The sequence below is a fragment of the Rhodanobacter sp. Root480 genome, assembly GCF_001426645.1.
Classification (GTDB): Bacteria; Pseudomonadota; Gammaproteobacteria; order Xanthomonadales; family Rhodanobacteraceae; genus Rhodanobacter; species Rhodanobacter ginsenosidimutans.
This window is the reverse complement of sequence record NZ_LMEX01000002.1, coordinates 1,292,719-1,316,137: the sequence shown is the minus strand read 5'-3', so window position 1 is coordinate 1,316,137 and position 23,419 is coordinate 1,292,719. Positions and strand designations below refer to the sequence as shown.

Annotated in this window: 14 protein-coding genes; 7 read left to right on the top strand and 7 right to left on the bottom strand. The window is 68.0% G+C overall.

All coding sequences use genetic code 11. The features are described from left to right. Nucleotides 1-6: 6 nt before the first annotated feature. The 3 genes from ASD22_RS12730 to speA are packed head-to-tail and all read right to left on the bottom strand — an operon-like array spanning nucleotide 7 to nucleotide 3,900. On the bottom strand, nucleotides 7-1,176 hold the full coding sequence (locus tag ASD22_RS12730; RefSeq protein WP_056083866.1) for a patatin-like phospholipase family protein: 1,170 nt from the start codon (nucleotides 1,174-1,176) through the stop codon (nucleotides 7-9). Further along, nucleotides 1,173-1,973 (bottom strand): 3-hydroxybutyrate dehydrogenase, encoded by an 801-nt coding sequence (locus ASD22_RS12725; RefSeq protein ID WP_056083864.1) that lies wholly within the window; start codon nucleotides 1,971-1,973, stop codon nucleotides 1,173-1,175. Before ASD22_RS12725 ends, ASD22_RS12730 begins: the two co-directional genes overlap by 4 nt. Before the next feature lie 37 nt (nucleotides 1,974-2,010). After that, the gene (gene speA, locus ASD22_RS12720; protein ID WP_056084301.1) at nucleotides 2,011-3,900 is read right to left on the bottom strand and encodes a biosynthetic arginine decarboxylase; all 1,890 of its coding nucleotides are present in this window, start codon (nucleotides 3,898-3,900) and stop codon (nucleotides 2,011-2,013) included. Nucleotides 3,901-4,197: 297 nt separating this feature from the next. On the opposite strand from speA, the gene speE reads away from it, so the two are divergent. After that, on the top strand, nucleotides 4,198-5,052 hold the full coding sequence (speE, locus tag ASD22_RS12715) for a polyamine aminopropyltransferase (protein WP_056083861.1): 855 nt from the start codon (nucleotides 4,198-4,200) through the stop codon (nucleotides 5,050-5,052). Between the two features lie 279 nt (nucleotides 5,053-5,331). Here speE and ASD22_RS12710 read toward each other — a convergent pair whose 3' ends face one another. Further along, nucleotides 5,332-5,526: a hypothetical protein gene (locus tag ASD22_RS12710; protein WP_056083858.1), complete on the bottom strand. Its 195-nt coding sequence runs from the start codon at nucleotides 5,524-5,526 to the stop codon at nucleotides 5,332-5,334. A 160-nt stretch (nucleotides 5,527-5,686) separates the two neighbouring features. On the opposite strand from ASD22_RS12710, the gene ASD22_RS12705 reads away from it, so the two are divergent. The 4 genes from ASD22_RS12705 to ASD22_RS12690 all read left to right on the top strand — a co-directional run bounded on the left by ASD22_RS12705 (nucleotide 5,687) and on the right by ASD22_RS12690 (nucleotide 10,462). Next, entirely contained in the window at nucleotides 5,687-6,700 is a 1,014-nt protein-coding gene (locus tag ASD22_RS12705) for a hypothetical protein (RefSeq protein ID WP_200946359.1), read from the top strand. A 652-nt stretch (nucleotides 6,701-7,352) separates the two neighbouring features. After that, nucleotides 7,353-7,985: a ParA family protein gene (locus tag ASD22_RS12700; protein ID WP_056083852.1), complete on the top strand. Its 633-nt coding sequence runs from the start codon at nucleotides 7,353-7,355 to the stop codon at nucleotides 7,983-7,985. A 49-nt stretch (nucleotides 7,986-8,034) separates the two neighbouring features. Then, entirely contained in the window at nucleotides 8,035-8,508 is a 474-nt protein-coding gene (locus ASD22_RS12695) for a histidine phosphatase family protein (RefSeq protein ID WP_056083849.1), read from the top strand. 82 nt (nucleotides 8,509-8,590) lie between these two features. Further along, complete coding sequence (locus ASD22_RS12690; RefSeq protein WP_056083846.1) at nucleotides 8,591-10,462, top strand: phospholipase D family protein; 1,872 nt, start codon at nucleotides 8,591-8,593, stop codon at nucleotides 10,460-10,462. 51 nt (nucleotides 10,463-10,513) lie between these two features. Here ASD22_RS12690 and ASD22_RS12685 read toward each other — a convergent pair whose 3' ends face one another. Further along, nucleotides 10,514-11,053 (bottom strand): energy transducer TonB, encoded by a 540-nt coding sequence (locus ASD22_RS12685; RefSeq protein WP_056083843.1) that lies wholly within the window; start codon nucleotides 11,051-11,053, stop codon nucleotides 10,514-10,516. Nucleotides 11,054-11,071: 18 nt separating this feature from the next. After that, complete coding sequence (locus ASD22_RS12680; RefSeq protein ID WP_056083840.1) at nucleotides 11,072-12,358, bottom strand: acetyl-CoA C-acetyltransferase; 1,287 nt, start codon at nucleotides 12,356-12,358, stop codon at nucleotides 11,072-11,074. Between the two features lie 428 nt (nucleotides 12,359-12,786). Between ASD22_RS12680 and ASD22_RS12675 the strand changes: the two genes are divergently transcribed. Beyond that, the gene (locus ASD22_RS12675; protein WP_056083837.1) at nucleotides 12,787-13,911 is read left to right on the top strand and encodes a hypothetical protein; all 1,125 of its coding nucleotides are present in this window, start codon (nucleotides 12,787-12,789) and stop codon (nucleotides 13,909-13,911) included. A gap of 101 nt (nucleotides 13,912-14,012) precedes the next feature. On the opposite strand, the gene ASD22_RS12670 is transcribed toward ASD22_RS12675, so the two are convergent. Then, on the bottom strand, nucleotides 14,013-14,483 hold the full coding sequence (locus ASD22_RS12670) for a GNAT family N-acetyltransferase (RefSeq protein ID WP_056083835.1): 471 nt from the start codon (nucleotides 14,481-14,483) through the stop codon (nucleotides 14,013-14,015). A 177-nt stretch (nucleotides 14,484-14,660) separates the two neighbouring features. On the opposite strand from ASD22_RS12670, the gene ASD22_RS12665 reads away from it, so the two are divergent. Continuing rightward, nucleotides 14,661-23,294 carry a glucoamylase family protein gene (locus ASD22_RS12665; RefSeq protein ID WP_056083832.1) on the top strand — a complete coding sequence of 2,878 codons (8,634 nt, stop codon included), beginning with the start codon at nucleotides 14,661-14,663 and terminating at the stop codon, nucleotides 23,292-23,294. The last annotated feature ends 125 nt before the right edge of the window (nucleotides 23,295-23,419 follow it).

Genomic DNA, 23,419 nt, shown 5'->3' with positions numbered 1-23,419 from the left:
ACCCGCTCAGCCAGCCCCTTTGCGATGCACGTCGTGCGTCACGAACGGGCGCTCCGGGTCGGGCACGGCCAGCCAGTGCGGGTGGGCCAGGGTGTGGCGCATGTCGTCCAGGCCGCTCTGCCAGTGGCTGCGCATGCTGGTGGCGCTGAACTCGTAATCCTTGAAGTGGCCTTCGTGCGGCCGGTCCTGGTAGATCAGGTGGATCACGTTGGTCAGTGCCTCGGCGGCGCGCGCCTCGGCATGGCGATACGCCGGGTCGTTGCGCCGGTCCTCCGGCACCAGCGCCATCACGTCATGCAGCAGGCGGCGTTGCTCCTGCGTCCGCCGCATGAATTCCGTGACCAGGCGGGTGCGGCTGGAATACTGGATTTCCTTGCTGCGCTCGGCCACGTCGGCGAGGTCGCGTGGCGGCGTGCCGCGGGCACTCCAAAGATCGACCTGGAACACCAGCGTGTCGCAACCGGGGCGCTCGCTCAGCACCTCGTACAGCGGCGTGTTGGAGACCATGCCGCCATCCCAGTAGAACTCACCGTCGATCTCCACCGCGGGAAAGCCCGGCGGCAGCGCGCCAGAGGCCATGAAATGCTCGGGCCGCAGGCGCTCGCGGCGGTTGTCGAAATAGGCGAAGTTGCCGCTGCGCACGTTCACCGCACCGACCGCCACGCGCATGGTGCGCGCATCGTTGAGGCGGTCGAAATCGACCAGCCGCTCCAGCGTGGCGCGCAGCGGCGTGGTGTCGTACCAGCTGACGCTGCCGGGCGTGGCGTGCGCGCCCAGGTACGGCGGCGGCTGGCGCGGATGGAAGAAGCCGGCCTGGCCTTCGGTCATCGCGCGCCACGCGGCCAGGCCGCTCACGCCGTTGAGCCATGCCGTGGGCCAGGCGACCGCATCGAACCACGGCAGCGTCGGCACATCCGGCCACAGCGGCGGGCGGCAGATCGCCTCCCAGAATTCGCGCAGCCGTTCCACCCGCTGTCCGGGCGCATTGCCGGCGATGACCGCCGCGTTCAGCGCGCCGATCGAGATGCCGGCCAGCCGGTTCGGTTGCAGGCCGGCCTCGTCCAACGCCTCGAACACGCCGGCCTGGTAGGCACCGAGCGCGCCGCCGCCCTGCAACACCAGCGCGACGGTGCGGTAATCGCGGGCTACCGTCTCGGCCAGCGACGGGTTGCTCACTGCATGAACCACCCGTGGCTGACCACGACCGACTGGCCGGTCAGCGCCGCGCTGGGGAAGGTGGCCAGGAACAGCGCGGTCTGGGCGATGTCCTCGACGGTGGTGAACACGCCATCGACGGTGTCCTTCAGCATCACGTCGCTGACCACCTGGTCCTCGCTGATGCCCAGCTCCTTCGCCTGCTCGGGAATCTGCTTTTCCACCAGCGGGGTACGCACGAAACCGGGACAGATCACGTGCGAACGCACGTTGTGCGGCGCGCCCTCTTTGGCCAGCGTGCGCGCCAGGCCCAGCAGGCCGTGCTTGGCCGCCACGTACGGCGCCTTCAGCCGCGACGCTTCGTGCGAATGTACCGAGCCCATGTAGATCACGATGCCGCCATGGCTCCGGCCCTGTTCGTCCTTGCGGTACATGTGGCGCAGCGCGGCCCGGGTGGTGAGGAAACCGCCATCGAGATGGATGGCCATGACCTTCTTCCAGTCGGCGTAGCTGAACTGGTCGATCGGATTGATGATCTGCACGCCGGCGTTGGAAACCAGGACGTCCAGACGGCCAAACGTCGCCACCACCTGGTCGGTGCCGGCATCGACGGAGGCTTCGTCGGTCACGTCCATCGCAACACCCATGGCGGTGCCGCCGGCCGCGTTGATCTGCGCGGCCACGGCATCGGCCGCCTCCTGGCGGATATCCGCGATCGCCACCTTCGCGCCACGTTCGGCGTAAACCTCCGCGATTGCCTTGCCGATACCGCTGGCCGCGCCGGTGACCAATGCAACCTTGCCATTGAGACTTGTCATGCGTTGCTCCTGCGTTGCGTGAATCGTGGGCTTGCGATCAATGCGTGTCTTCGGCCAGATAGGTGTATGCGGTGAGGCCGCCATCGAGCATGTGGTAGAGCTGATCGGCCTCGGCGCCGGTCACGTCGGCACCGGCGATGCGCTCGCGGTAGCTGCGGCGCAGGGCTTCGAGATCGTAGCCCACGTAATCGAGCATCAGGTCGGTGGTGTCGCCGCGGCGCTGGTGGGCGAACACGAAGCCGTCGCCTTCCACGCGCACGTTCACCGCGTCGGTGTCGCCGAAGAGGTTGTGGATGTCGCCCAGGGTCTCCTGGTAGGCGCCGACCATGAAGATGCCCAGCCGGTAGCTTTCGTCGTCTTTCAGCGCATGCAGCGCCAGGCTCACGTCGACGCCCTCGGCATCGACATAGTGGTCGATGCGGCCGTCGGAGTCGCAGGTGAGGTCGACGATGACGCCGCGACGCGTCGGCTCCTCGTCCAGCCGCGCGATCGGCGCGATGGGGAAGATCTGGCCGATCGCCCACACGTCCGGGATCGATTCGAACACCGAGAAATTGGCGAAATACTTGTCGACCAGCTTCTCGTCCAGCTCATCCAGCGCGCCGCGATGCGAGCGCTCGGCCGGCAGCAGGCGCGTGCGCACGGCGTTGGCCACCGCGTAGTACATCTCGTCCAGCCGCGCGCGGTCGGCCAGCGCCAGTTGGCCCAGCGCGTACAGCGTCTGGCCTTCGGCCAGGTGGTGCTGGGCTTCGTGGAACAGCTCCAGCGGCGGGCGGTGATCGAGTTCGGCCCAGATCTCGCGCAGGTGACGCAGCACCATCGGCTCGTCCGCCGCCGGGGGTGGAATCGTGCCGGCGGGCACCTGTTCGACCTCGGTCACGTTGACCACCATCACCGCATGGTGCGCGGTCATGGCGCGGCCCGATTCGGTGAGGATGTGCGGCGCCGGCAGGCCCTCGGCCGCGGCGGCTTCGGACAGCGACTGCACGATGGTGGAGGCGTATTGCTCGATCGAGTAATTGATCGAGTTGTAGCTGCGCGAGCGCGAGCCGTCGTAATCCACGCCCAGGCCGCCACCCACGTCCACGATCTCCAGCGGCACGCCCATGCGGCTCAGCTCCACGAAATACCGCGTGGCCTCGCGCATGCCGTTGGCGATGTCGCGCACGTTGGAGATCTGCGAGCCCATGTGGAAGTGCTGCAGCTTCAATGTGTGTTTGAGCCCGGCCGCATCCAGCCGCTGGATCAGCGTCAGCACCTGGCTCGGCGACAGCCCGAACTTGCCCTTGTCGCCGCCGGTGTTCTGCCACTTGCCTGCGCCGATGGAGGCCAGGCGCACGCGCACGCCCAGCAGAGGCTCGATGCCCAGCGCCTTGGCCTCACTGAAAACATGGTCCAGCTCGGACAGCTTCTCGATCACGATATGGACGCGCAGGCCGAGTTTCTTGCCGATCAGCGCCAGGCGGATGTATTCGCGATCCTTGTAGCCGTTGCAGATCACGATGGAACCGGGCCGCGCCATCCCCAGCACCGCCATCAGCTCGGGCTTGGAGCCCGCTTCCAGGCCGAAACCGTGGGTGCCGGCGGCCACCAGCTCGCCGGCCACGCCGCGCTGCTGGTTGACCTTGATCGGGTAGATGGCGGTGTAGCCGCCGGCGTAGTCGTACTCGGCAATCGCTTGGGCGAACGCGGCCTGCATGTGCGCCAGCCGGTCGGCGAGGATGTCGGGAAAACGCACCAGCAGCGGCAGCCGCAGGCCGTCGGCGCGGGCGCGTTCCACGATCGCCGGCAGCGACAGCGCCGGGCCGCCGGGACCGCGCGGCTGCATCACCATCTCGCCGTCGGTGCTCACGTCCACGTAGCCATCGCCCCAGTGCGGCACGGCGTAGGTGTGGCGGGCGTCGTCGGTAGTCCACTGTTTCGCCATCGATGTCATCTCCTGTGCAGCCGGCGCTGACGGCATCCACCGTCGCGGGCCACGTTTCCACGGATGATCGTCGCAGCGGCGGACCTTGACGGAGTACTTCGGTGTAGCCACCAGGCCCGTACGACCGGAAGCCTCGCACGCCGCGGGGCCGATCGGGCTTGTCGGCACCAGCGCGTTCTGCGCCCGGATGCCAGCGGCCATTGTAATGGCGGCTCGTGACGATAGGGACACGGCGGCCCGCAGGCGTTGCCGCTACAATGAGCGGCCTTGCATCCCACGGTTTTCAGGACACCCGCCATGTCGCAGCAGCTCAGCTGGTTCACCGAAGCCCACCAGGCCTCCGGTTCCTCCATCGGTTTCCGCACCGAGCAATTGCTGCACGCGGAGAAGACCCCGTTCCAGAACATCGAGATCTACCAGACCACCGACTGGGGCAACCTGATGGTGATCGATGGCTGCGTGATGCTCACCACGCGCGACAACTTCTTCTACCACGAGATGATGACCCACCCGGCGCTGTTCACCCATGCGCGGGCCAAGCGCGTGGTGATCATCGGCGGCGGCGACTGCGGCACGCTGCGCGAGGTGCTGAAGCACGAGGAAGTCGAGAATGCCGTGCAGGTGGAAATCGACGAGCGCGTGACGCGCCTGGCGGAGGAGTATTTCCCCGAGCTGTGCGAGGCCAACAACGATCCGCGCGCCGAGCTGCTGTTCATTGACGGCATCAAGTACATGGCCGACGCCGAGCCCGATTCGCTGGACCTGATCATCGTCGACTCCACCGACCCGGTGGGCCCGGCCGAAGGCCTGTTCAACGTGGCCTTCTACGCCAGCTGCTACAAGGCGCTGCGCCACGGCGGCCTGCTGGTGCAGCAGAGCGAATCGCCGCTGGCGCACCTGGATCTGATCAAGTCGATGCGCTCGGCCATGCGCACGTCGGGCTTCAGCGCAGTGAAGACGCTGCCGTTCCCGCAGCCGTGCTACCCCACCGGCTGGTGGAGCTGCACCATGGCGCGCAAGGGCGGCGACCTGTCCGGTTTCCGCGAGCGCGGCGCCGCCGCCAAGAACTTCCCCACCCGTTACTACAACGCCGAAGTGCACAAGGGCGCGCTGGCGCAGCCGGAGTTCATGCGCGAAGAGTTGGGGGAGTAGCGGGGCTTCCCGCGGCGTGTCCCTGCCTTGTCGATAAACGGAAAAGCCCGCGGGCACCGTAATCTCCTCTCCCCTTTGGGGAGAGGACACAGGAGAAGGGGCGGTGCTTGCGAGGGAGCTGTTGGCGCAGCTTTTCGGCGTCGTGGACAGCTTCGTTGGGGTTTCCCGCGGCGTGTCCCCCTCTCCCCTGCCCTCTCCCCAAGGGGAGAGGGTATTACGGCTTGATCTGGCGCTGAGGTTTGGCAATTACGGCTACGCATGAGCCGGCCGCGGGTGCCTTCAGAACATCTTTGATCGCACTTTGGGCAGCAGCACCAGCACCAGTGTCGCCAGCGGTCCGAGTATCAGTGACAGCAGGAACCACAGCAGGCCGCTGCGGTTCTTGCCTTGTGCCAGGGCGGCGTTGATCAACGCCAGCGTGCCCCAGCCGGCGAACCACGGCGCACCGTCGGCCCATGTGGGAAATTGACTCACGGCGGTCTCCTTTGGGTTGCCGCTGCGCCTTCGCGCTGAACAGACGGCCATATTCGTACCGCCAAGCCTCGCGCAAGCGCGCTCGCCGTGCAAACCGTGCGATCAGCCGCGCTTAAGATTCAGCCGTTAAGCTGGGGACTTTGTTTGTCTGGAGAGCATCATGCGCGGATTGCGCTATGTATGGCTGGCTTGCGCATTGACCACGATGGCGGCGCCGGCGTGGGCCGCTCGCCATCCAAAACCCGCGACAAACCACAAGGCCGATGTGGCCCGCGACAAGGCGCTGGCCGGTTTCCAGCGCGATCTGGTCAGCGTGCTGGCGCCACGCGCCGATGCCTTGCCGCTGCTCGGTGCCGCCCTGCTGGCCCGACCGCTGCCCAACCAGCCCAAGTACAACAGCTTCCACGCATTGATCGAGCGTGCGGCGCAGGCGCAGGACGCGGGCCCGGCCACCGACTGGGTGCGCCTGGCCGATTGCGACGCCAAGGCGGATGCCTGCCCCAACCGCGAGGCGCTGAGCGCCTTGCAGGCCAAGGCGCCCGACAATGCCGCCGTCTGGCTGCTCAAACTCGGCGACGACCAGCGCCAGCTGCACGACGACGCGGCACGCCAGGATCTGGCACGCGCCGCCGGCGCGAAGCTGTATGACGATTACGCCGGCATCAGCCTGAAGGCCCTCGCCAGCACCGTCGCCGTGCTGCCGCCACCGGCCACCACGCTGGATCCCAACGACACCGCCGGCGCCGCCGGCCTGCAGGTGATGATGGTGTTCGGCAGCGCCCGCGCCCAACCGCAACCGAACCTGCCGGCCGCCGCCAAGCTGTGCGAAGGCGCGGCCGACGATGCCGCGCTGAAGGCCGATTGCCTGAAACTGGGCAAGGTACTGGAGTGGGGCTCCAGCCCGCTGGCCCGCTCGCTGGGCCTGCACCTGCGCGAAACCCTGGCCGACGATGCGGCGCAACAGGAAGACGCCCGCCAGGCCCGCCACAACCTCGTGTGGCAGGTGCAGAACTTCGCCGCCCTCTCCGCCCGCGCGCAAACCGACCCCGCCGTGGCCCAGCACCTGCTGACCCTGGCCCGCAACGGCGGCAGCGAAATGAGCCTGATGCTGGCCGCCCTGCGCAACGCCGGCATCGCCGCCGAAGCGCCAGCGGACTGGAAACCCGGGAGCTGAGGGGCCGCTTCCCGCGAGCACCCGCCCCTCTCCTCAATCCTCCCCAAAGGGGAGAGGAGGTCGCAGTACGGCACAGCCGCACTATTCGACGACGACCCGCGCAACAGCAAAAAGCCGCACCACCCCAACCTCAGCGCCCAAAAGCACCGTAATCCCCTCTCCCCTTGGGGAGAGGGCAGGGAGAGGGGACACGCCGCGGGAAAGCCCCAACGACGCGACTCACGACGCCGAAAGCCCAACGAAGAGAGGCCACGCCGCGGGCGACCCAACAAAGCTGCTCCCGCCGTCCCAAAGCCTCTTCCGCCGGACCTCCCCGCAAGCACCGACCCCTCTCCTGTGTCCTCTCCCCAATGGGGAGAGGAGGTCACGATGCCCTCGGGCTTCTGTGTTCATCGACCCAGCCACCAACAACGCGGCAAACACCAAACCTGTGTCCTCCCCCCCAAGGGCAGAGGACGTCACAGTGCCTTCGAGCCTCGATGTTTGACGGCTTGGCACGGCTACGCTCAGGGCGAATGGTGGAGTTGTGCGACGCCGTTGTCATTCCCGGCTCCCCGGTTCGCCATCTTCAATATCGCTTTCCGCTCGCCCGTTCCCCTTTACCCCTTCCGCGGGTTAGGCTTGATCCACCTTCCGGGGCAAGGGTCAACCGATGCTTACGACGCTGGTGGCATGCAGCAAGGGTGGTTGCGGCAAGAGCACGCTGGTGACGCAACTGGCGTCACACTGGGCACAGGCGGGGCAGCGTACCGCCATCGTCGATGCCGACAAGCAGCATTCCAGTTTCCACTGGGCCGAGTTGCGACCCGACAACGTACCCGGCGTGCTGGCGCTGGAGGGCGGCCGCCGCGGGCTGCAGCGGGTGCCGGACGATACGCAGCAATTGCTGATCGACACCCCCGCCGGCGTCGGCGAGCGTGAACTCGAACCCTATCTCGAACTGGCCAACGTGCTGCTGGTGCCGGTGTTGCCGTCGTCGTTCGACCTCGACGCCACGCTGCGTTTCCTGGACGAACTCAAGGCCATCAATCGCATCAAGCGCGGCAAGTTGCCGGTGGCGCTGGTCGCCAACCGGCTCAAGCCGTGGACCCACGCCAGCCAGGACGCGCTGACGCGGCTGGCCGAGGAGTCGCCTTTCCCGATCGCCGCGCAACTGCGCGACAGCCAGGCCTACGTGCTGCTGAGCGCGCTGGGCAAGGGCATTTTCGATTACCAATCCGAGCAGGTGCGCAACCACCAACAGGACTGGAAAGCATTGCTGCGTTGGATCAAGCGCCACCCATGACCCTCGGAGCAGGATCGATCGACCCGCCCCCACCATCACGGAGTCACTCATGCACGAATTGATCCTGCTGCGGCACGCCGAAGCCGTCCCCATAGAAACCAGCGGCGACGATCGCCAGCGCCCGCTCAGCGCCCACGGCGAACAGGAAGCGCAGGCGGCGGGGCTGTGGCTGGCCAGCCACAATATCCGTCCGCAGCGCGTGCTGTGCTCGCCGGCGCGGCGCACCACCGAAACCGCGCGACTGGCGCTGACCGCGCTGGATTCACTGCCGGTGCCGCAACTGGCTGAGGAAATCTACGACGCCTCGCCGGGCGAACTGCTGGCCCTGCTCGATCAGCATGGCGATATTGGTTCCGTGATGCTGGTGGGCCACAACCCCGGCATCGAGCGGCTGGTGGCCCTGTTGGTGGAAGGCCGCTCGGACGATTTCCGCGGCATGCCGCCGGGCGCGCTGGCGGTATTGCATCTGGATGGCATGCTGGAGCCGGGGAATGCCCGGCTGGACGCGTTCTGGTCGCCGTGATCGCCGCGTCGGGCTGAGCACCGGACGCGGCACCGCGCCTCCGTCATCAACGCCCTCACGACACTGCCCGTATCATGCGCGCATGTCGTCACGCCTCTTTTCCCTGTCCCTTCTACTCGCAGCCTTGCTGTTGCAAGGCTGCGCCGTGTCGCGCGCGAAAATCCACCAGGCCGACCTGGCGGTGGCCGACACCATCGACCGCCAGCTCACCTGCCAGCAAGCCGACCATTGCGCCCAGCCCTCGCCGCTGCTGCAGGCGGCGGACAGCGCGCTGGCCCAATCCACGCCGGAGCAACCGGTGCATGTGGTCACCCTGCTCGACGACAGCGAGCCGGCGCTGGCCGCGCGAGTGAACCTGGTGCGCGCCGCGAGAAAGTCGATCGACGTGCAGACCTTCATCTGGGCCCAGGACGACGCCGGCCAGCTGATGTTGAACGAGCTGGTGCAGGCGGCGCGACGCGGCGTGAAGGTGCGCATCCTGGCCGACCAGCTGTTCTCCTTCAACGACCTCGACCTGCTCGACCGGCTGGTGCGCGCCAGCGTCAACCTGCACGTGCGGCTGTACAACCCCACTTTCCACAACGCGCGCACGCCGCCACTGGAATTCGCCGCGGGCGTGATCTGCTGCTTCATGAAATTCAACCAGCGCATGCACAACAAGCTGCTGCTGGTGGACGACAGCATCGGCATCACCGGCGGGCGCAACTACGAGGACCGCTACTTCAACTGGGATGACGACTTCAATTACGTCGACCGCGACGTGATGGTCGCCGGGCCGGCGGCGCGCGAGATGGCCGACAGTTTCGACCTGTTCTGGAACCACCGCCGCTCCGTGCCGCTGACCCACCTGCGCGATCTCAACAAGCGCATCCTGTCCGACGCCGAGGCGCCGACCTGGCGCCCACCGCAGTACCGACGACCCTTGCGCGTGGCGCAGGTGCAACAGGCCGCGGAGGATCCGTCGTGGCTGCATGCGTGGCTGGTCGCGCCGGGCATCGAAGTCGGCAACGTGGATTACTTCAGCGACATGCCGACCAAGACCCGTGCGCCCAAGCGGGCACGCGCGCAGGTATTCACCCGCCACATCATGCACATGATCGCCAGCGCGAAACGCGAGGTACTGCTGCAGACGCCGTACCTGGTGATGAGCGACCAGGCGCAGAAGATTTTCCGCCGACTGCACAAGCGCGCCGAACCGCCGCGCATCGTGGTGTCCACCAACTCGCTGGCGTCCACCGACGCGTTCGCCGTGTACGCCATGTCGTACAAGCACCGCAAACGCTACCTCACCAAATTCGGTTTCGAGATCCACGAGATGAAGCCGCACGCGGTGGCCGCGGCGGTCGACAACGAGCTGGCCAACCTGGGCATGGATTCGCCGACGCCGGCACCGGAAACCGCCACGCCGGCCAGCGCCCGCCAGGCGCGCTTCCACCTGCTGGGCAGCCGCGGCAGCAGCAGCCGGCCAGCGCCGTTGCTCAGCGAAGGCCGCCGCTTCGGCCTGCACGCCAAGTCGATCGTGGTGGACGACAATTTTGCCATGGTCGGCTCGCACAACTTCGATCCACGCTCGGATCACTACAACACCGAATCGGGCGTCATCGTCTACGACCGGCATTTTGCCGACGAACTGCGCAGCTCCATCCTGCGCGACACGCAACCGGAAAACGCCTGGGTGATCGCGCCACGCCGCCCCGTGGTGCCGGTGCTGACGGACATCAACCAGGCCATCGGCACCGTCTCCGAACACCTTCCGCTGTTCGACCTGTGGCCTTTCCGCTACGCCACCAGCTACGACTTGAAGCCCGGCTGCCAGCCCCTGCTTGCCAGCGACCCCAACTTCTTCAACTGCTACCGGCCGGTGGGCGATTTCCCGGACGTGGCGCTATCGCCGAAGCTGATCATCACGCGGCTGATTACCGCGTTCGGCGTGGGTGCGAAAGGGATTCTTTGAGGAAGCAGGGAATGGGAATCGGAGGGCGGCGCGCTCCGGTCGCAGCGCGGTTTACGGTGCGCGGGCGAGGCTGTCCTGGTGCGATGAGAAGCGCATCGGCAGTTCGCCGCTGACACCGGCGGGGTGATCGGCCGGCACGGCGAAGCGCCAGCCGCGCACGCTGCGCAAGGCGTGTTCGTCCAGCACCGGGTCACCGCTGGATTCGACCAGGCTGGCGCGGTCGACCTGGCCGCGGCCATCGGTATCGACGTGCACCACCACGCGGCCGTCCAGATGGCCGCGCAGCTTGTACCACGGTTGCGTGGTGTCATACGGCATCGCCACCGGCTCCAGCGGAGCGGGCGGTGATGGCGTGGCCGCAGGCGCCACTTCCTGCGGCGCGGTGCGAACGACCTTCGCCTTCGCCACGTGCACCGGCGCACGCGCATGCCGCTGCACGGGTGCCTTGGCGATGGTGGCCGAATGGCGGCTCGGCGTCTTCGCCACCGGGCCGCTCCAGCCGGCCGTCAGCGTGCTGAGCCAGCCGGTGCCGGCGATGCCGCCAGCCAGCAGCAGCAAGCTAAGACCGGTGGTGGTGCGAAGGCGTGGCATGTCGATACGGGCCGCGACTCACGGCCGCTCGAGAATCGCGGTGACGCCCATGCCGCCGGCGGTGCAGATCGAGATCAGCCCGCGGCCGCTGCCCTTCTGCTCCAGCAGCTTGGCCAACGTGGCGATGATGCGCGCGCCGGTGGCGGCGAACGGATGGCCCACCGCCAGGCTGGAGCCGTGCACGTTGAGTTTGGCCGGATCGATCGAACCCAGCGGCGCCTCCAGCCCCAGCCGGTTCTTGCAGTACTCGGCCGATTCCCACGCGCGCAAGGTGCACAACACCTGCGCCGCGAACGCCTCGTGGATTTCGTAGTAATCGAAATCCTGCAGGGTGAGGCTGTTGCGCGCCAGCAGGCGCGGCACGGCGACGGTGGGCGCCATCAGCAGACCCTCGCCGTGCACGAAATCCACCGCGGCCACTTCCGCATCGCGCAGATAGGCCTGGATTGTCAGGCCGTGGCGCGCGGCCCAGTCATCGCTGGCCAACAGCACCGCGGCCGAGCCGTCTGACAAACCGGTCGAATTGCCCGCCGTCAGCGTGCCCTGGCCGGAGCGCTTGTCGAACGCCGGCTTCAGCGAAGCCAGTTTTTCCAGCGTGGAATCCGGGCGCAGGAAACCGTCGCGCTTCAGCCCGCGGAACGGCACCACCAGATCATCGAAGAAGCCGCTCTCGTACGCCGCCGCCAGCTTGCGGTGGCTGTCCAGCGCCAGCTGATCCTGCGCTTCGCGGCTGATGTGCCACTCCTTCGCCATCAGCTCGCAGTGGTCGCCCATCGATTTGTTGGTGCGCGGCTCGGCCACGCCGGGAAACGCGGGTTTCAATTCGCGGAATGAGAAGCCGTGCAGCGCCACCTTCAACTTGTCCAGCGGCGTCTTGGCCCGGTTCATCGCCAGCAGGCGCTTGCGCAGGCGCCGGCCGTAGACGATCGGCACGTCGCTGGTGGTGTCCGAGCCGGCCGCGATGCCCGCCTCGATCTGCCCGGCGGCGATCTTGTTGGCCACGATGATCGCGTTGTCCAGCGAGGTGCCGCAGGCGCGCGCCGTGGTGATGCCCGGCGTGGTCGGTGCCAACCCGGACGACAGCAGTGCCTCGCGCGCCAGGTTCCAGTCCGCCGCATGCTTGATCACCGCACCCAGCGCCACTTCGCCCAGCTCCACCCCATGCAGTCCGTAGCGTTCCACCAGCGCGCCGAGCACCTTTACCGACAAGCCGAAATTGCCGACTTCGGCGTAGGCCGTGTTGTTGCGGCAGAACGGAATACGTACCCCGCCAACCACACCGACGCGCTTCTGCGTGTTCTCCATGCTCAGGACGATCCGAAAATATCAAGTCTCACAAGGCTAACCCGCAGTGCATCCGGGGGAAACCCCACCACGGCGCGGGGTGGCAGGTTCATTCAGCCGCGGCGAACCGCAACCGCCACCCCTCGGCACCACAAAAAAGCCGTAATCCCCCTCTCCCCTGCGGGGAGAGGGCAGGGAGAGGGGGCACACGCCGCGGGGAAACCGCGACGAAGCGGAACACGCAGCAGGGAAACCCCAACGAAACCACACCGCCGAAAACTCCATCCATCAACCTCCCCCGCAAGCACCAGCCCCCTCTCCTGTGTCCTCTCCCCAATGGGGAGAGGAGATCACGGTGCCCTCGGGCTTCTGTGGTCATCGTCCTTCGACTCCCAGGCCCCCATCCCCCATACCCGCTAGAATTGGTCTTCCCGCCCGGAATTCCCCACGTGGAAGCGCAAACGCTGCTCGACCTGCCCGCTGTACTCGCCCTCGAAATCGCTGCCGGCCAGACGCCGCCCCGGCTCACGCTGACGCGCGACGAGGCGGATGAGTTGGCCGAGCACGTGGCCACCGACCTGCGCGGGCTGGTACCGCAGGTGGACGCGGCGCGGCTGGCGCTGGCTGGCGCGCTGTTCGATCCGGTGGAATTGCTGCGGCCGAATTTCCCGGTGTGGTCCACGCTGGGCGACCTGGCGCGCCGCGTGCCGCGCGGCCAGCTGGAGAACGTGGTGGCCTTTGGCAGCAACGACGGCCAGATGCCGGCGCCTGCCCTGGAGCCCTCACCGCATTACGCCGACGGCCCGATGCGCCTGCTGCCGCTGAGCCTGCTGGCACCCGCCGAGCTGGCCGAGACGCTGTCCGAGCAGTGGGAGCTGCAACTGATCGGCCGCGGTGAAGCCGGCGCGCACACCGCCGACTGGCTGATGCGCACGCTGGGCATTCCGCTGGAGCACGTGCGCTACCTCACCCGCCACGACCTGATGGCGCTGACCTGCGTGCAGTACGAGCATGTCAACCTGGCGCCGCTGTGGGCGCTGCTGGAAGCGGCCCTGCTGACGCCCGAGCGTGACGAGTCGGCGATGAGCGCCCGCGGCCTGGGTTGGCATTACGCGCAGGGCACCATCACCGCGCAATCGCCAGCGCAATGGTTGGCCACGCAGCACGGCGAGCCGCAGCAACGCGCCCACGATTTCGCCGGCATCGTGTTCGAACTGCGCCAGTACGCCGCCCTGCTCGACGCCCACCAACTGCCGCTGGCCATGGCCGGCGACGACAGCGAAGCCGGCCGCGGCTATCTGCTGGAAACACTGGCGCCCGCCGCCGCCAACGGCAGCACGCCCACGCTGTATGCGCACGAGGCGCCGGGCCTGGGCGTGGTGGCGATCACGCTGAGCCAGCGCGATGCCGACGGTTCGGTGCGCGTTCTGGCGCACGGTTACCCGCTGCATCCGCAGGCGCGCGACGCGCTGCTGAGCCGACTTTCCGAACGCTACGGCATGGCCATCGAGCTGCAGGCACGTGGTGAGGTCGTGCTGGATGAGAGCGGGCGGTTGTCGGCACCCGCCCAATAGCGGTCCTCAGCCCCACTTGTGGGAGCGACTTCAGTCGCGATGCTCCTGCTTTGAAAGCCAAAAGCAAAAGGCATCGCGGCTGAAGCCGCTCCCACAGAAAATCACCTGTGGTCGCCCGTCGTGAAATCCGTCTCATACATCCAGTACGGGCAGCGCTGCATGCCCAGCTGCGCATAGGTGGCCTGCGCGCGCTCGTTCTCGGTTTCCACGTACAGCCGCAAACCCACCGCACCGGCGGCGCGGGCGCGTCGTGCCACGTCCGCATGCAGCGCGCGGAACACGCCGCTGCGGCGCGCGGCGGGGATCACGTAGACGCTCTGGATCCACCAGAAATCGCCGTTGCGCCAGTCGCTCCATTCGTAGGTCAGCAACAGGCCGCCCACCGCCACGCCGTCGCGTTCGGCGATCAGGTAGAAGCCGCGCCGCGGTTGCTCCAGCACGCCGGCGATGCCGCGTTCCAGCACGGCGGGGTCCAGCCGTTTGTGCTCGGTTTCCCACGCCATCGCGCTGTTCCAGGCCAGCAGGTCGGGGATGTCGGCAACCGTGGCCGGGCGGATCGACAGGGGCGGCATGGGTGGCTCCGGTGGAGGGGGAGCGGGCCATGCTAGCGCATCGTCTTCACACGCCGACGCGTACGCTGGCAGCAGAGTCAGCCGCCGAGGCGGTCTGCTCCTCACACGACAGGGTCGGGCGATCGCACGCAGCGGACGCCGGTGCCTGCGCGTGGCCAGCGCCCAAGGAAACCGGAATTGAAAATCGCAAGCCTGCTCGATCTGTTGAAGTTGCGTCGCCTGCGCGCGTTCCGCCGCCGCCGCGTCGCGGCGCATGCGCGGCCGGAGCAGGAGCCGGCACTGCGCTCGGAGCTGTTCAGCGCCGAACAGATGGAGCGCCACGGCGCGGTGCTGGCCGCGCAGCACAAGATCAGCGAGCGCTCCAACGCCGACCTGCTGCTGGCGCGCCTGGCCGACAACGAAGCGGTGCTGCTGCACACTTGCGAACGCCTCACCGCGGCCACGCGCAAGCGCAGCCGGGTCACGCCGGCGGGCGAATGGCTGCTGGACAACCTGTACCTGATCGAGGAGCAGATCCGCCTCGCCCGGCGCCACCTGCCCAAGGGCTACAGCCGCGAACTGCCGCGGCTGAGCCAGGGGCCGTCGATCACGCTGCCACGCGTGTACGACATTGCGCTGGAGATCATCTCGCACGGTGATGGCCGGGTGGACATCGCCAGCCTCAGCCGCTTCGTGATGGCCTACCAGACGATCACGCCGCTGAAGCTGGGCGAGTTGTGGGCGATCCCGATCATGCTGCGGCTGGCGCTGATCGAGAACCTGCGCCGCGTGGCGGCCCGCGTGATGGCCGACTGGCGCCACCGCAGCGAAGCCGTGGGCTGGGCCGACGCGCTCACCGCCAGCGCCGAAAGCGACCCCAAGAACGTGGTGCTGGTGGTGGCCGACATGGCGCGCTCGGACCCGGCCATGGCCAGCTCGTTCGTGGCCGAGATGACGCGCCGGCTGCAAGGCCAGAGCCCCGCGCTGGCCCTGCCGCTGAGCTGGATCGAACAGCGGTTGTCCGAATCGGGCCAGAGCATCGAGCACCTGGTGCAACTGGAGGCGCAGCAGCAGGCCGCGCACCAGGTGTCGATCAGCAACAGCATCGGCAGCCTGCGCGCGCTGTCGGCGATCGACTGGCGCGATTTCGTGGAGCACACCAGCCTGGTCGAACAACGCCTGCGCAAGGAGCCGGCCGGCATCTACCCGACCATGGATTTCGCCACCCGCGACCACTATCGCCACGTGGTCGAGTCGATGGCGCGCAACCACCACCTGACCGAGCAACAGGTGGCCGACGCGGCGCTGGAATTGTGTGGCCGTGCGGAACCGCCCGCGCTGCAACAGCATGTGGGTTTCTACCTGATCGACGAGGGTCGCCGCACGCTGGAGCAACGCCTGGGCGTGCGCCCGCTGCTGGGCGAGGCGCTGCGTCGCCAGTTCGACCGCACGCCACTACCGGTGCACCTGGGCCTGCTGGCGCTGCTGACGTTCCTGTTCGCGCGACCGCTGGTGCTCACCGCGTTCCATGACGGCCTGCCGCTGTGGGGGATCATCGCCATCGCCATCCCCGCCGCCATCGTGGCCAGCCAGCTGGGCATGAGCCTGCTCAACTGGCTGGCCACGCTGATGGTGGAACCGCAGCGGCTGCCGCGGATGGATTATTCGGCCGGCATCCCGGCCAGCGCGCGCACGCTGGTGGCGGTGCCCAGCCTGTTCGCCAACGCGCAGGACATCGAGGATCTGGTGGAGACGCTGGAGGTGCGTTTCCTGGGCAACCGCGATCCGAATCTTCACTTCGCGCTGCTCACCGATTTCACCGACGCGGCCAGCGAAACCCTGCCCGGCGACGCTGCGCTGCTGGCGCTGGCGCAGCGGCGCATCGAGGCGCTCAACGAGCGCTACGCCACCACCGACAGCGACCGCTTTTTCCTGTTCCATCGCCCGCGCCGCTGGAACGATGCCGAGCAATGCTGGATGGGCCACGAACGCAAGCGCGGCAAGCTGGCGGACATGAATGCCCTGCTGCGCGGCAACGGCCACGACCGCTTCCAGTTGATCGTGGGCGACATCGACACGCTGGGCACGGTGCACTACGTCATCACGCTGGATACCGATACCCAGCTGCCGCGCGACTCCGCGCAGGAGATGGTGGGCACGCTGGATCACCCGCTGAATCGCGCCGTGTACGACCCGGCGCAGCGGCGCGTGGTGGCCGGCTACTCGATCCTGCAGCCGCGGGTGGGCATCAGCCTGCCCAGCACCGCGCGCTCGCGCTACGCGCAGTTGTACGGCAGCGACGCCGGCATCGACCCGTATACGCGGATGGTTTCGGACGTCTATCAGGATGTGTTCCAGGAAGGCTCGTTCATCGGCAAGGGCATCTACAACATCGATGCGTTCGAGCTGACGCTGGACGGCCGCTTCCCGGAAAACCGCATCCTCAGCCACGACCTGGTGGAAGGCTGCCACGCGCGCTCGGGCCTGCTCAGCGACGTGCAGGTGTACGAGGAATACCCCGCCCGCTACAGCGCCGACGTCAAGCGTCGCCACCGCTGGATCCGCGGCGACTGGCAACTGCTGCCCTGGCTGCTGCCGTGGGCGCCGACCGCGCACGACGGCTGGCGCCGCAATGCGCTGACCGCGTTGTCGCGCTGGAAAATCCTGGACAACCTGCGCCGCAGCCTGGTGCCGCCGTCGCTGGTGGTGTTGCTGGCGGTGGGCTGGCTGATGTTGTCGCCGCCGCTGTCGTGGATGCTGGCGGTGCTGGCGATGGTGGTGCTGCCGCCGATGCTGGCGGCGCTGCTGGACCTGGTGCAGAAGCCGGCCGAGGTGCAACTGGATCAGCATCTGCGCGCGGCCTTCCGCTCGGCCGCGCAACACCTGGCGCGCATGCTGCTGGGGCTGGCGTGGCTGCCGCACGAAACCTTGTACAGCCTCGACGCCATCGTGCGCACGCTGTGGCGCATGGGTTTCAGCGGTCGCCATTTGCTGCAATGGCAGACCTCCAGCGATGCCGAGCGCACCAGCAGCAACGCGCCGGGCGCGCTGTGGCGGCTGATGTGGATCGGGCCATTGCTGGCGCTGGTGCTCACCGTGGTGCTGGCGCTGCACCGGCCGATGGTGTTGTTGCTGGCCGAGCCATTGCTGCTGCTGTGGCTGTGCTCGCCAGGTTTCGCCTGGTGGATCAGCCAGCCACGACGCGCCAGCGCGTTTGCGCCCAGCGGCAGCCAGCAGCGCTTCCTGCGCTCGCTGGCGCGGCGCACCTGGGCCTATTTCGATACCCACGTGGGCCCGGCCGAGCACTGGCTGCCGCCGGACAACATGCAGGAAGACCCGGAGCCGGTGGTCGCCCACCGCACCTCGCCCACCAATATCGGCATGGCGCTGCTGGCGAACCTGGCGGCCTACGATTTCGGTTTCCTCAGCATGGGCCGGCTGCTCGACCGCACCCGCCACACGCTGGCCACGATGCGCGCGCTGACACGTCACCGCGGGCACTTCTACAACTGGTACGACACGCAGACCCTGCAGCCGCTGCAGCCGCTGTACGTCTCCACGGTGGACAGCGGCAACCTCGCCGGCCACCTGTTGACGCTGCAGCCAGGCCTGCTGGCGCTGGTCGACGAGCCGCTGTTCCACCCGCGCCTGCTGCACGGCCTGCGCGATACCGTGGCGGTGTTGCGCGACGCGCTGGGCAGCGTGCGCCCGACCGTGCTGCAACCGATGCGGCGCGCGCTGGATGCCGCGGTGGAAACGCCACCGGCCACGCTCGGCGAGGCCGTCGCGCTGCTGCAACGCCTGTGCGACCACGCCAACGCACTGGCGCTGGAATTGCCGCAGGAACCGGACAACGAGGTGGCATTCTGGAGCGCTGCGCTGGTGCAGCAATGCCACGAGCTGTACGACGACGTGCAGGCCTTCCAGCTCGATCCCCCGGCCGACGAGAAGATCAATTTCAGCGGCATTCCCACCCTGGCCCAGTTGGGTCGTATCGAGCCGCTGTGCTGGCCCTGCGAGGCCGGCGCCGAGGCGATCCGCGAACGCGCGCGCGAGCGCATCGCCCTGCTGGAGCAACTGGCCGACCAGGCCGGCGAGATGGCCGTGGTCGATTACCACTTCCTGTACGACGCCGGCCGCGACCTGCTGGCGATCGGCTACAACGTGGACGAACGCCGCCGCGACGAAGGCTATTACGACCTGCTGGCCTCCGAGGCGCGGCTGGCCAGTTTCGTGGCCATCGCCCAGGGCCAGCTGCCGCAGGAAAACTGGTTCGCACTGGGCCGGTTGCTGACCACCAGCGCGGGCGAGCCGGTGCTGTTGTCGTGGACCGGCTCGATGTTCGAGTACCTGATGCCGATGCTGGTGATGCCCAGCTACGAGAACACCCTGCTGGACCAGACCTGCCGCGCGGCCGTGGGCCGGCAGATCGAATACGGCAACCAGCTGAATATCCCGTGGGGCGTTTCCGAATCCGGTTACAACACCCGCGACGCGCAGTTCAATTATCAGTACCGCGCGTTCGGCGTGCCCGGCCTGGGCCTGAAGCGCGGGCTGGGCGAGGACGTGGTGATCGCGCCCTACGCCACCGCGCTGGCAATGATGGTGCGGCCCGCCGCCGCCACCGCCAACCTGCAACGGCTGGCGACGGAAGCCGGCGCGCTGGGGCGCTTTGGCCTGTACGAGGCGATCGACTACACCCCGGCGCGGCTGCCGGTGGGGCAAGGTTCGGCGCTGGTGCAGTCGTTCATGGCGCATCACCAGGGCATGAGCCTGCTGGCGCTGGCGCACGCGCTGCTGGGCCAGCCGATGCAGCGGCGGTTCGAGTCGTACCCGCCGTTCCAGGCCACCAGCCTGCTGCTGCAGGAGCGCATCCCGCGCACCGCAGCCGAATACCTGCATGCGTCGGGCTTCCCCGAATTCGACGGCACACCACGCATGGCCGAGTCGCGGCTGCGCATCTTCACCGACCCCGACCGCCCGCGCCCCGCCGTGCAGCTGCTGTCCAACGGCCGCTACCACGTGATGGTGAGCAGCGCCGGCGGCGGTTACAGCCGCCGTGGCGAGCTGGCGCTGACGCGCTGGCGCGAGGACATCACGCGCGACCACTACGGCATGTTCTGCTACCTGCGCGACGTGGCCAGCGGCGAGTACTGGGCCACCACCTACCAGCCCACGCTGAAGAAGACCGAACTGTTCGAGGCGATCTTCTCCGACGCGCGGGCCGAGTTCCGCGTGCGCGAGAAGGATTTCCACGCCCATACCGAGATCGTGGTTTCGCCCGAAGACGACATCGAACTGCGCCGCACCCGCATCACCAACCGCGGCCGTGGCCGCCGCACGATCGAGCTGACCAGCTACGCCGAAGTGGTGCTGGCGCCGCCGATCACCGACGCCGCGCACCCGGCCTTCAGCAACCTGTTCGTGCAGACCGAGCTGCTGCCCGAGCTGCAGGCCATCGTGTGCAGCCGCCGGCCGCGTTCGCAAGGTGAGGCGGTGCCGTGGATGTGCCACCTGCTGGCCGTGCACAACGCGCACATTGACCAGATTTCCTACGAGACCGATCGCGCCCGCTTCATCGGCCGCGGCCGCAGCACCGCGCAACCGCAGGTGCTGGATCTGGAGCAGGCCCGGCTGTCCAACAGCGAGGGCTCGGTACTCGATCCAATCGTGGCGATCCGCTGTCGCATCACGCTGGAGCCCGAACAGTCGGCCACCATCGACCTGGTCACCGGCATGGCCGACAGCCGCGACGGCTGCCTGCAGCTGATCGGCAAATACCGCGACCGCCACCTGGCCGACCGCGTGTTCGACCTGGCCTGGACGCACAGCCAGGTGCTGCTGCGCCAGCTCAACGCCAGCCTGGCCGATGCGCAGCTGTACGAACACATGGCCACCGCGATCATCTACCCGAACACGCAGTTGCGCGCTGACCCGGCCGTGTTGCGCGGCAACCGGCGCGGCCAGTCGGGGCTGTGGGGGCAATCGATTTCCGGCGACCTGCCGATCGTGCTGCTGCAGATTTCCGACCCGGCGCGGATCGAGCTGGTGCGCCAACTGGTGCAGGCCCACGCGTACTGGCGGCTGAAAGGCCTGACAGTGGACCTGGTGATCTGGAACGAGGACCGCGCCGGCTACCGGCAGGAGCTGCAGGACCAGATCATGGGCCTGATCGCGTCGGGCAGCGAAGCGAGCCTGCTCGATCGCCCCGGTGGCATCTTCGTGCGGCCGTCGCAGCAATTGTCCAGCGAGGATCGGATGGTGGTGCAGGCCAGCGCCCGCATCATCCTGGGCGACACCCGCGGCAGCCTGGCCGAGCAGATCAGCCGCCGCCGCGTGGAAACCCACGCCCCGCGCTTCGAACCCGACCGCACCCGCCGCGCCGCCGCCCCCACCGAAACCATCACGGCCACGCCCGAGCCGCGCACGCTGCAATTGCCCAGCCCGCACGGCGGTTTCAGCGCGGACGGCAGCGAGTACGTGATCGTGCTGCGCCCCGGCGACGCTACCCCGGCACCGTGGTCCAACGTGCTGGCCAACCCGCATTTCGGCACCGTGGTGTCCGAAAGCGGCGGAGCCTATACCTGGGGCGAGAACGCGCACGAATTCCGGCTCACGCCGTGGCACAACGACCCGGTCAGCGACAGCAGCGGCGAAGCCATCTACCTGCGCGACGAGGACACCGGCCAGCACTGGTCGCCCACCCCGCTGCCGCATCGCGGCGAGGGCGAGTACGTCACCCGCCACGGCTTCGGCTACAGCGTGTTCGAGCACACCGAGGACGGCATCCACGGCGAGCTGTGGATGTACGTAGCGCTGGATGCCTCGGTGAAATTCTCGGTACTGAAACTGCGCAACGACTCCGACCGCCCGCGCCGGCTCAACATCGTCGGCTACGTCGAATGGCTGCTCGGCGACCTGCGCGAGAAAACCTCGATGCACGTGGTCACCGAAGCGGACCCCGCCACCGGCGCGTTGTTCGCGCGCAACGCCTACAACGGCGAATTCCCCGACCGCGTGGCGTTCTTCGACGTCGACGACCCCGACCGCCGCGTGGGCGGCGACCGCACCGAGTTCCTGGGCCGCAACGGCAGCATGCAGGCGCCGGCGGCGCTGGAGCGCGCGCATCTCTCCGGCCGCCTCGGCGCCGGCATGGACCCCTGCGGCGCCCTGCAGATGACCGTGCCGCTGGAACAGGGGGAGCAGCGCGAGATCGTGTTCCGGCTGGGCCTGGGCCGCGACAGCGCCGATGCCCGCGCCCTGGTGCAACGCTTCCGCGGCACCAGCGCCGCCGCCGACGCGCTGGCCCAGGTGCGCGCGCACTGGCAACGCACGCTGGGCGCGGTGCAGATCAGCACGCCCGAACCCGCGCTGGACATGCTGGCCAACGGCTGGCTGATGTACCAGACCATCGCCTGCCGCTTCTGGGCACGCAGCGGCTATTACCAATCTGGCGGCGCGTTCGGCTTCCGCGACCAGCTGCAGGATTCGATGGCGATGCTGCATGCGGCGCCCGAGCTATCCCGCGCCCAGCTGCTGCTGTGCGCCGCGCACCAGTTCCCCGAGGGCGACGTGCAGCACTGGTGGCATCCCCCGCTCGACCGCGGTGTGCGCACCACCTGTTCGGACGACTACCTGTGGCTGCCGCTGGCCATCAGCCGCTATGTGCTGGCCACCGCCGACACCGCGGTACTGGACGAGCGCGTGGGCTATATCGAAGGACGCGCGCTGCATCCCGACGAGGAATCCTATTACGACCTGCCGCAACCCTCGGGCCTCATCGAAACGCTGTACCAGCACGGCGTGCGCGCGATCGAGCACAGCCTGCGCCGCGGCGTGCACGGCCTGCCTCTGATTGGCGGCGGCGACTGGAACGACGGCATGAACCGCGTCGGCGAAAAAGGCCGCGGCGAAAGCGTGTGGCTGGGCTTCTTCAGCTGCGAAGTGATGAACCGCTTCGCCGAAGTGGCACAGCTGCGCGGCGACGAAGCCTTCGCCAAACGCTGCCATGACGAAGTGCAAAAACTCACCGCCGCACTGGAACGGCACGGCTGGGACGGTGAGTGGTTCCGCCGCGCCTACTTCGACGACGGCACGCCGCTGGGTTCCAGCGAAAACATGGAGTGCCGCATCGACGCCATCGCCCAGAGCTGGTCGGTGCTGTCCGGCGTGGCCACGCCGGAACGCCAGGCACAGGCGATGGCATCACTCGACCGCCATCTGGTGCGCCGCGACGCCGGCCTGATCCAGCTGCTGGACCCGCCCTTCGACAAATCCCCGCATGACCCCGGCTACATCAAGGGCTACGTGCCCGGCGTGCGCGAAAACGGCGGCCAATACACCCACGCCGCCATCTGGACCACCATGGCCTTCGCCGAACGCGGCGACCACGCCCGCGCGTGGGAACTGCTGCGCATGATCAACCCGCTCAGCCACACCAACGACGCCACCGAGATGGACGTCTACAAGGTCGAGCCCTACGTCATCTGCGCCGACGTCTACGCCGTCCAACCCCACACCGGCCGCGGCGGCTGGAGCTGGTACACCGGATCGGCGGGCTGGATGTATCGCCTGATGGTGGAGTCGTTGCTGGGCCTGAAACTGGAAGCCGGCCACCTCCGCTTCGCGCCCGTGCTGCCGCCGGAGTGGGAAGGCTTCTCGATGACCTATCGCCACGGCGACACCACGTACCGGATCGAACTGCGCCTGGTTCCGCCCGACAGCCCCGCCACCGTCCACCTCGACGGCATCGCGCGACCCGACGCCCATATCCCGCTGAAAGACGATGGCGCGGACCATCACGTCTTGATCAACCACCCCCGCCCCCACTGACTCGCCACCCGAATAGCCGTCTCCTCCCCGGGGGAGAGCGGTTGGGGGAGAGGGCCCGACAGCACGCACACCCCCACCCCATGCCCGAATAGCCCCTCTCCCCTCGGGGAGAGGGGTTGGGGTGA

Excerpts from the sequence above, each read along its gene's own strand:
- ASD22_RS12725 (WP_056083864.1), bottom strand. The coding sequence starts at position 1,973 with ATGACAAGTCTCAATGGCAAGGTTGCATTGGTCACCGGCGCGGCCAGC.
- speA (WP_056084301.1), bottom strand. The coding sequence starts at position 3,900 with ATGGCGAAACAGTGGACTACCGACGACGCCCGCCACACCTACGCCGTG.
- speE (WP_056083861.1), top strand. The coding sequence starts at position 4,198 with ATGTCGCAGCAGCTCAGCTGGTTCACCGAAGCCCACCAGGCCTCCGGT.
- ASD22_RS12705 (WP_200946359.1), top strand. The coding sequence starts at position 5,687 with ATGCGCGGATTGCGCTATGTATGGCTGGCTTGCGCATTGACCACGATG.
- ASD22_RS12700 (WP_056083852.1), top strand. The coding sequence starts at position 7,353 with ATGCTTACGACGCTGGTGGCATGCAGCAAGGGTGGTTGCGGCAAGAGC.
- ASD22_RS12695 (WP_056083849.1), top strand. The coding sequence starts at position 8,035 with ATGCACGAATTGATCCTGCTGCGGCACGCCGAAGCCGTCCCCATAGAA.
- ASD22_RS12690 (WP_056083846.1), top strand. The coding sequence starts at position 8,591 with ATGTCGTCACGCCTCTTTTCCCTGTCCCTTCTACTCGCAGCCTTGCTG.
- ASD22_RS12685 (WP_056083843.1), bottom strand. The coding sequence starts at position 11,053 with ATGCCACGCCTTCGCACCACCACCGGTCTTAGCTTGCTGCTGCTGGCT.
- ASD22_RS12680 (WP_056083840.1), bottom strand. The coding sequence starts at position 12,358 with ATGGAGAACACGCAGAAGCGCGTCGGTGTGGTTGGCGGGGTACGTATT.
- ASD22_RS12670 (WP_056083835.1), bottom strand. The coding sequence starts at position 14,483 with ATGCCGCCCCTGTCGATCCGCCCGGCCACGGTTGCCGACATCCCCGAC.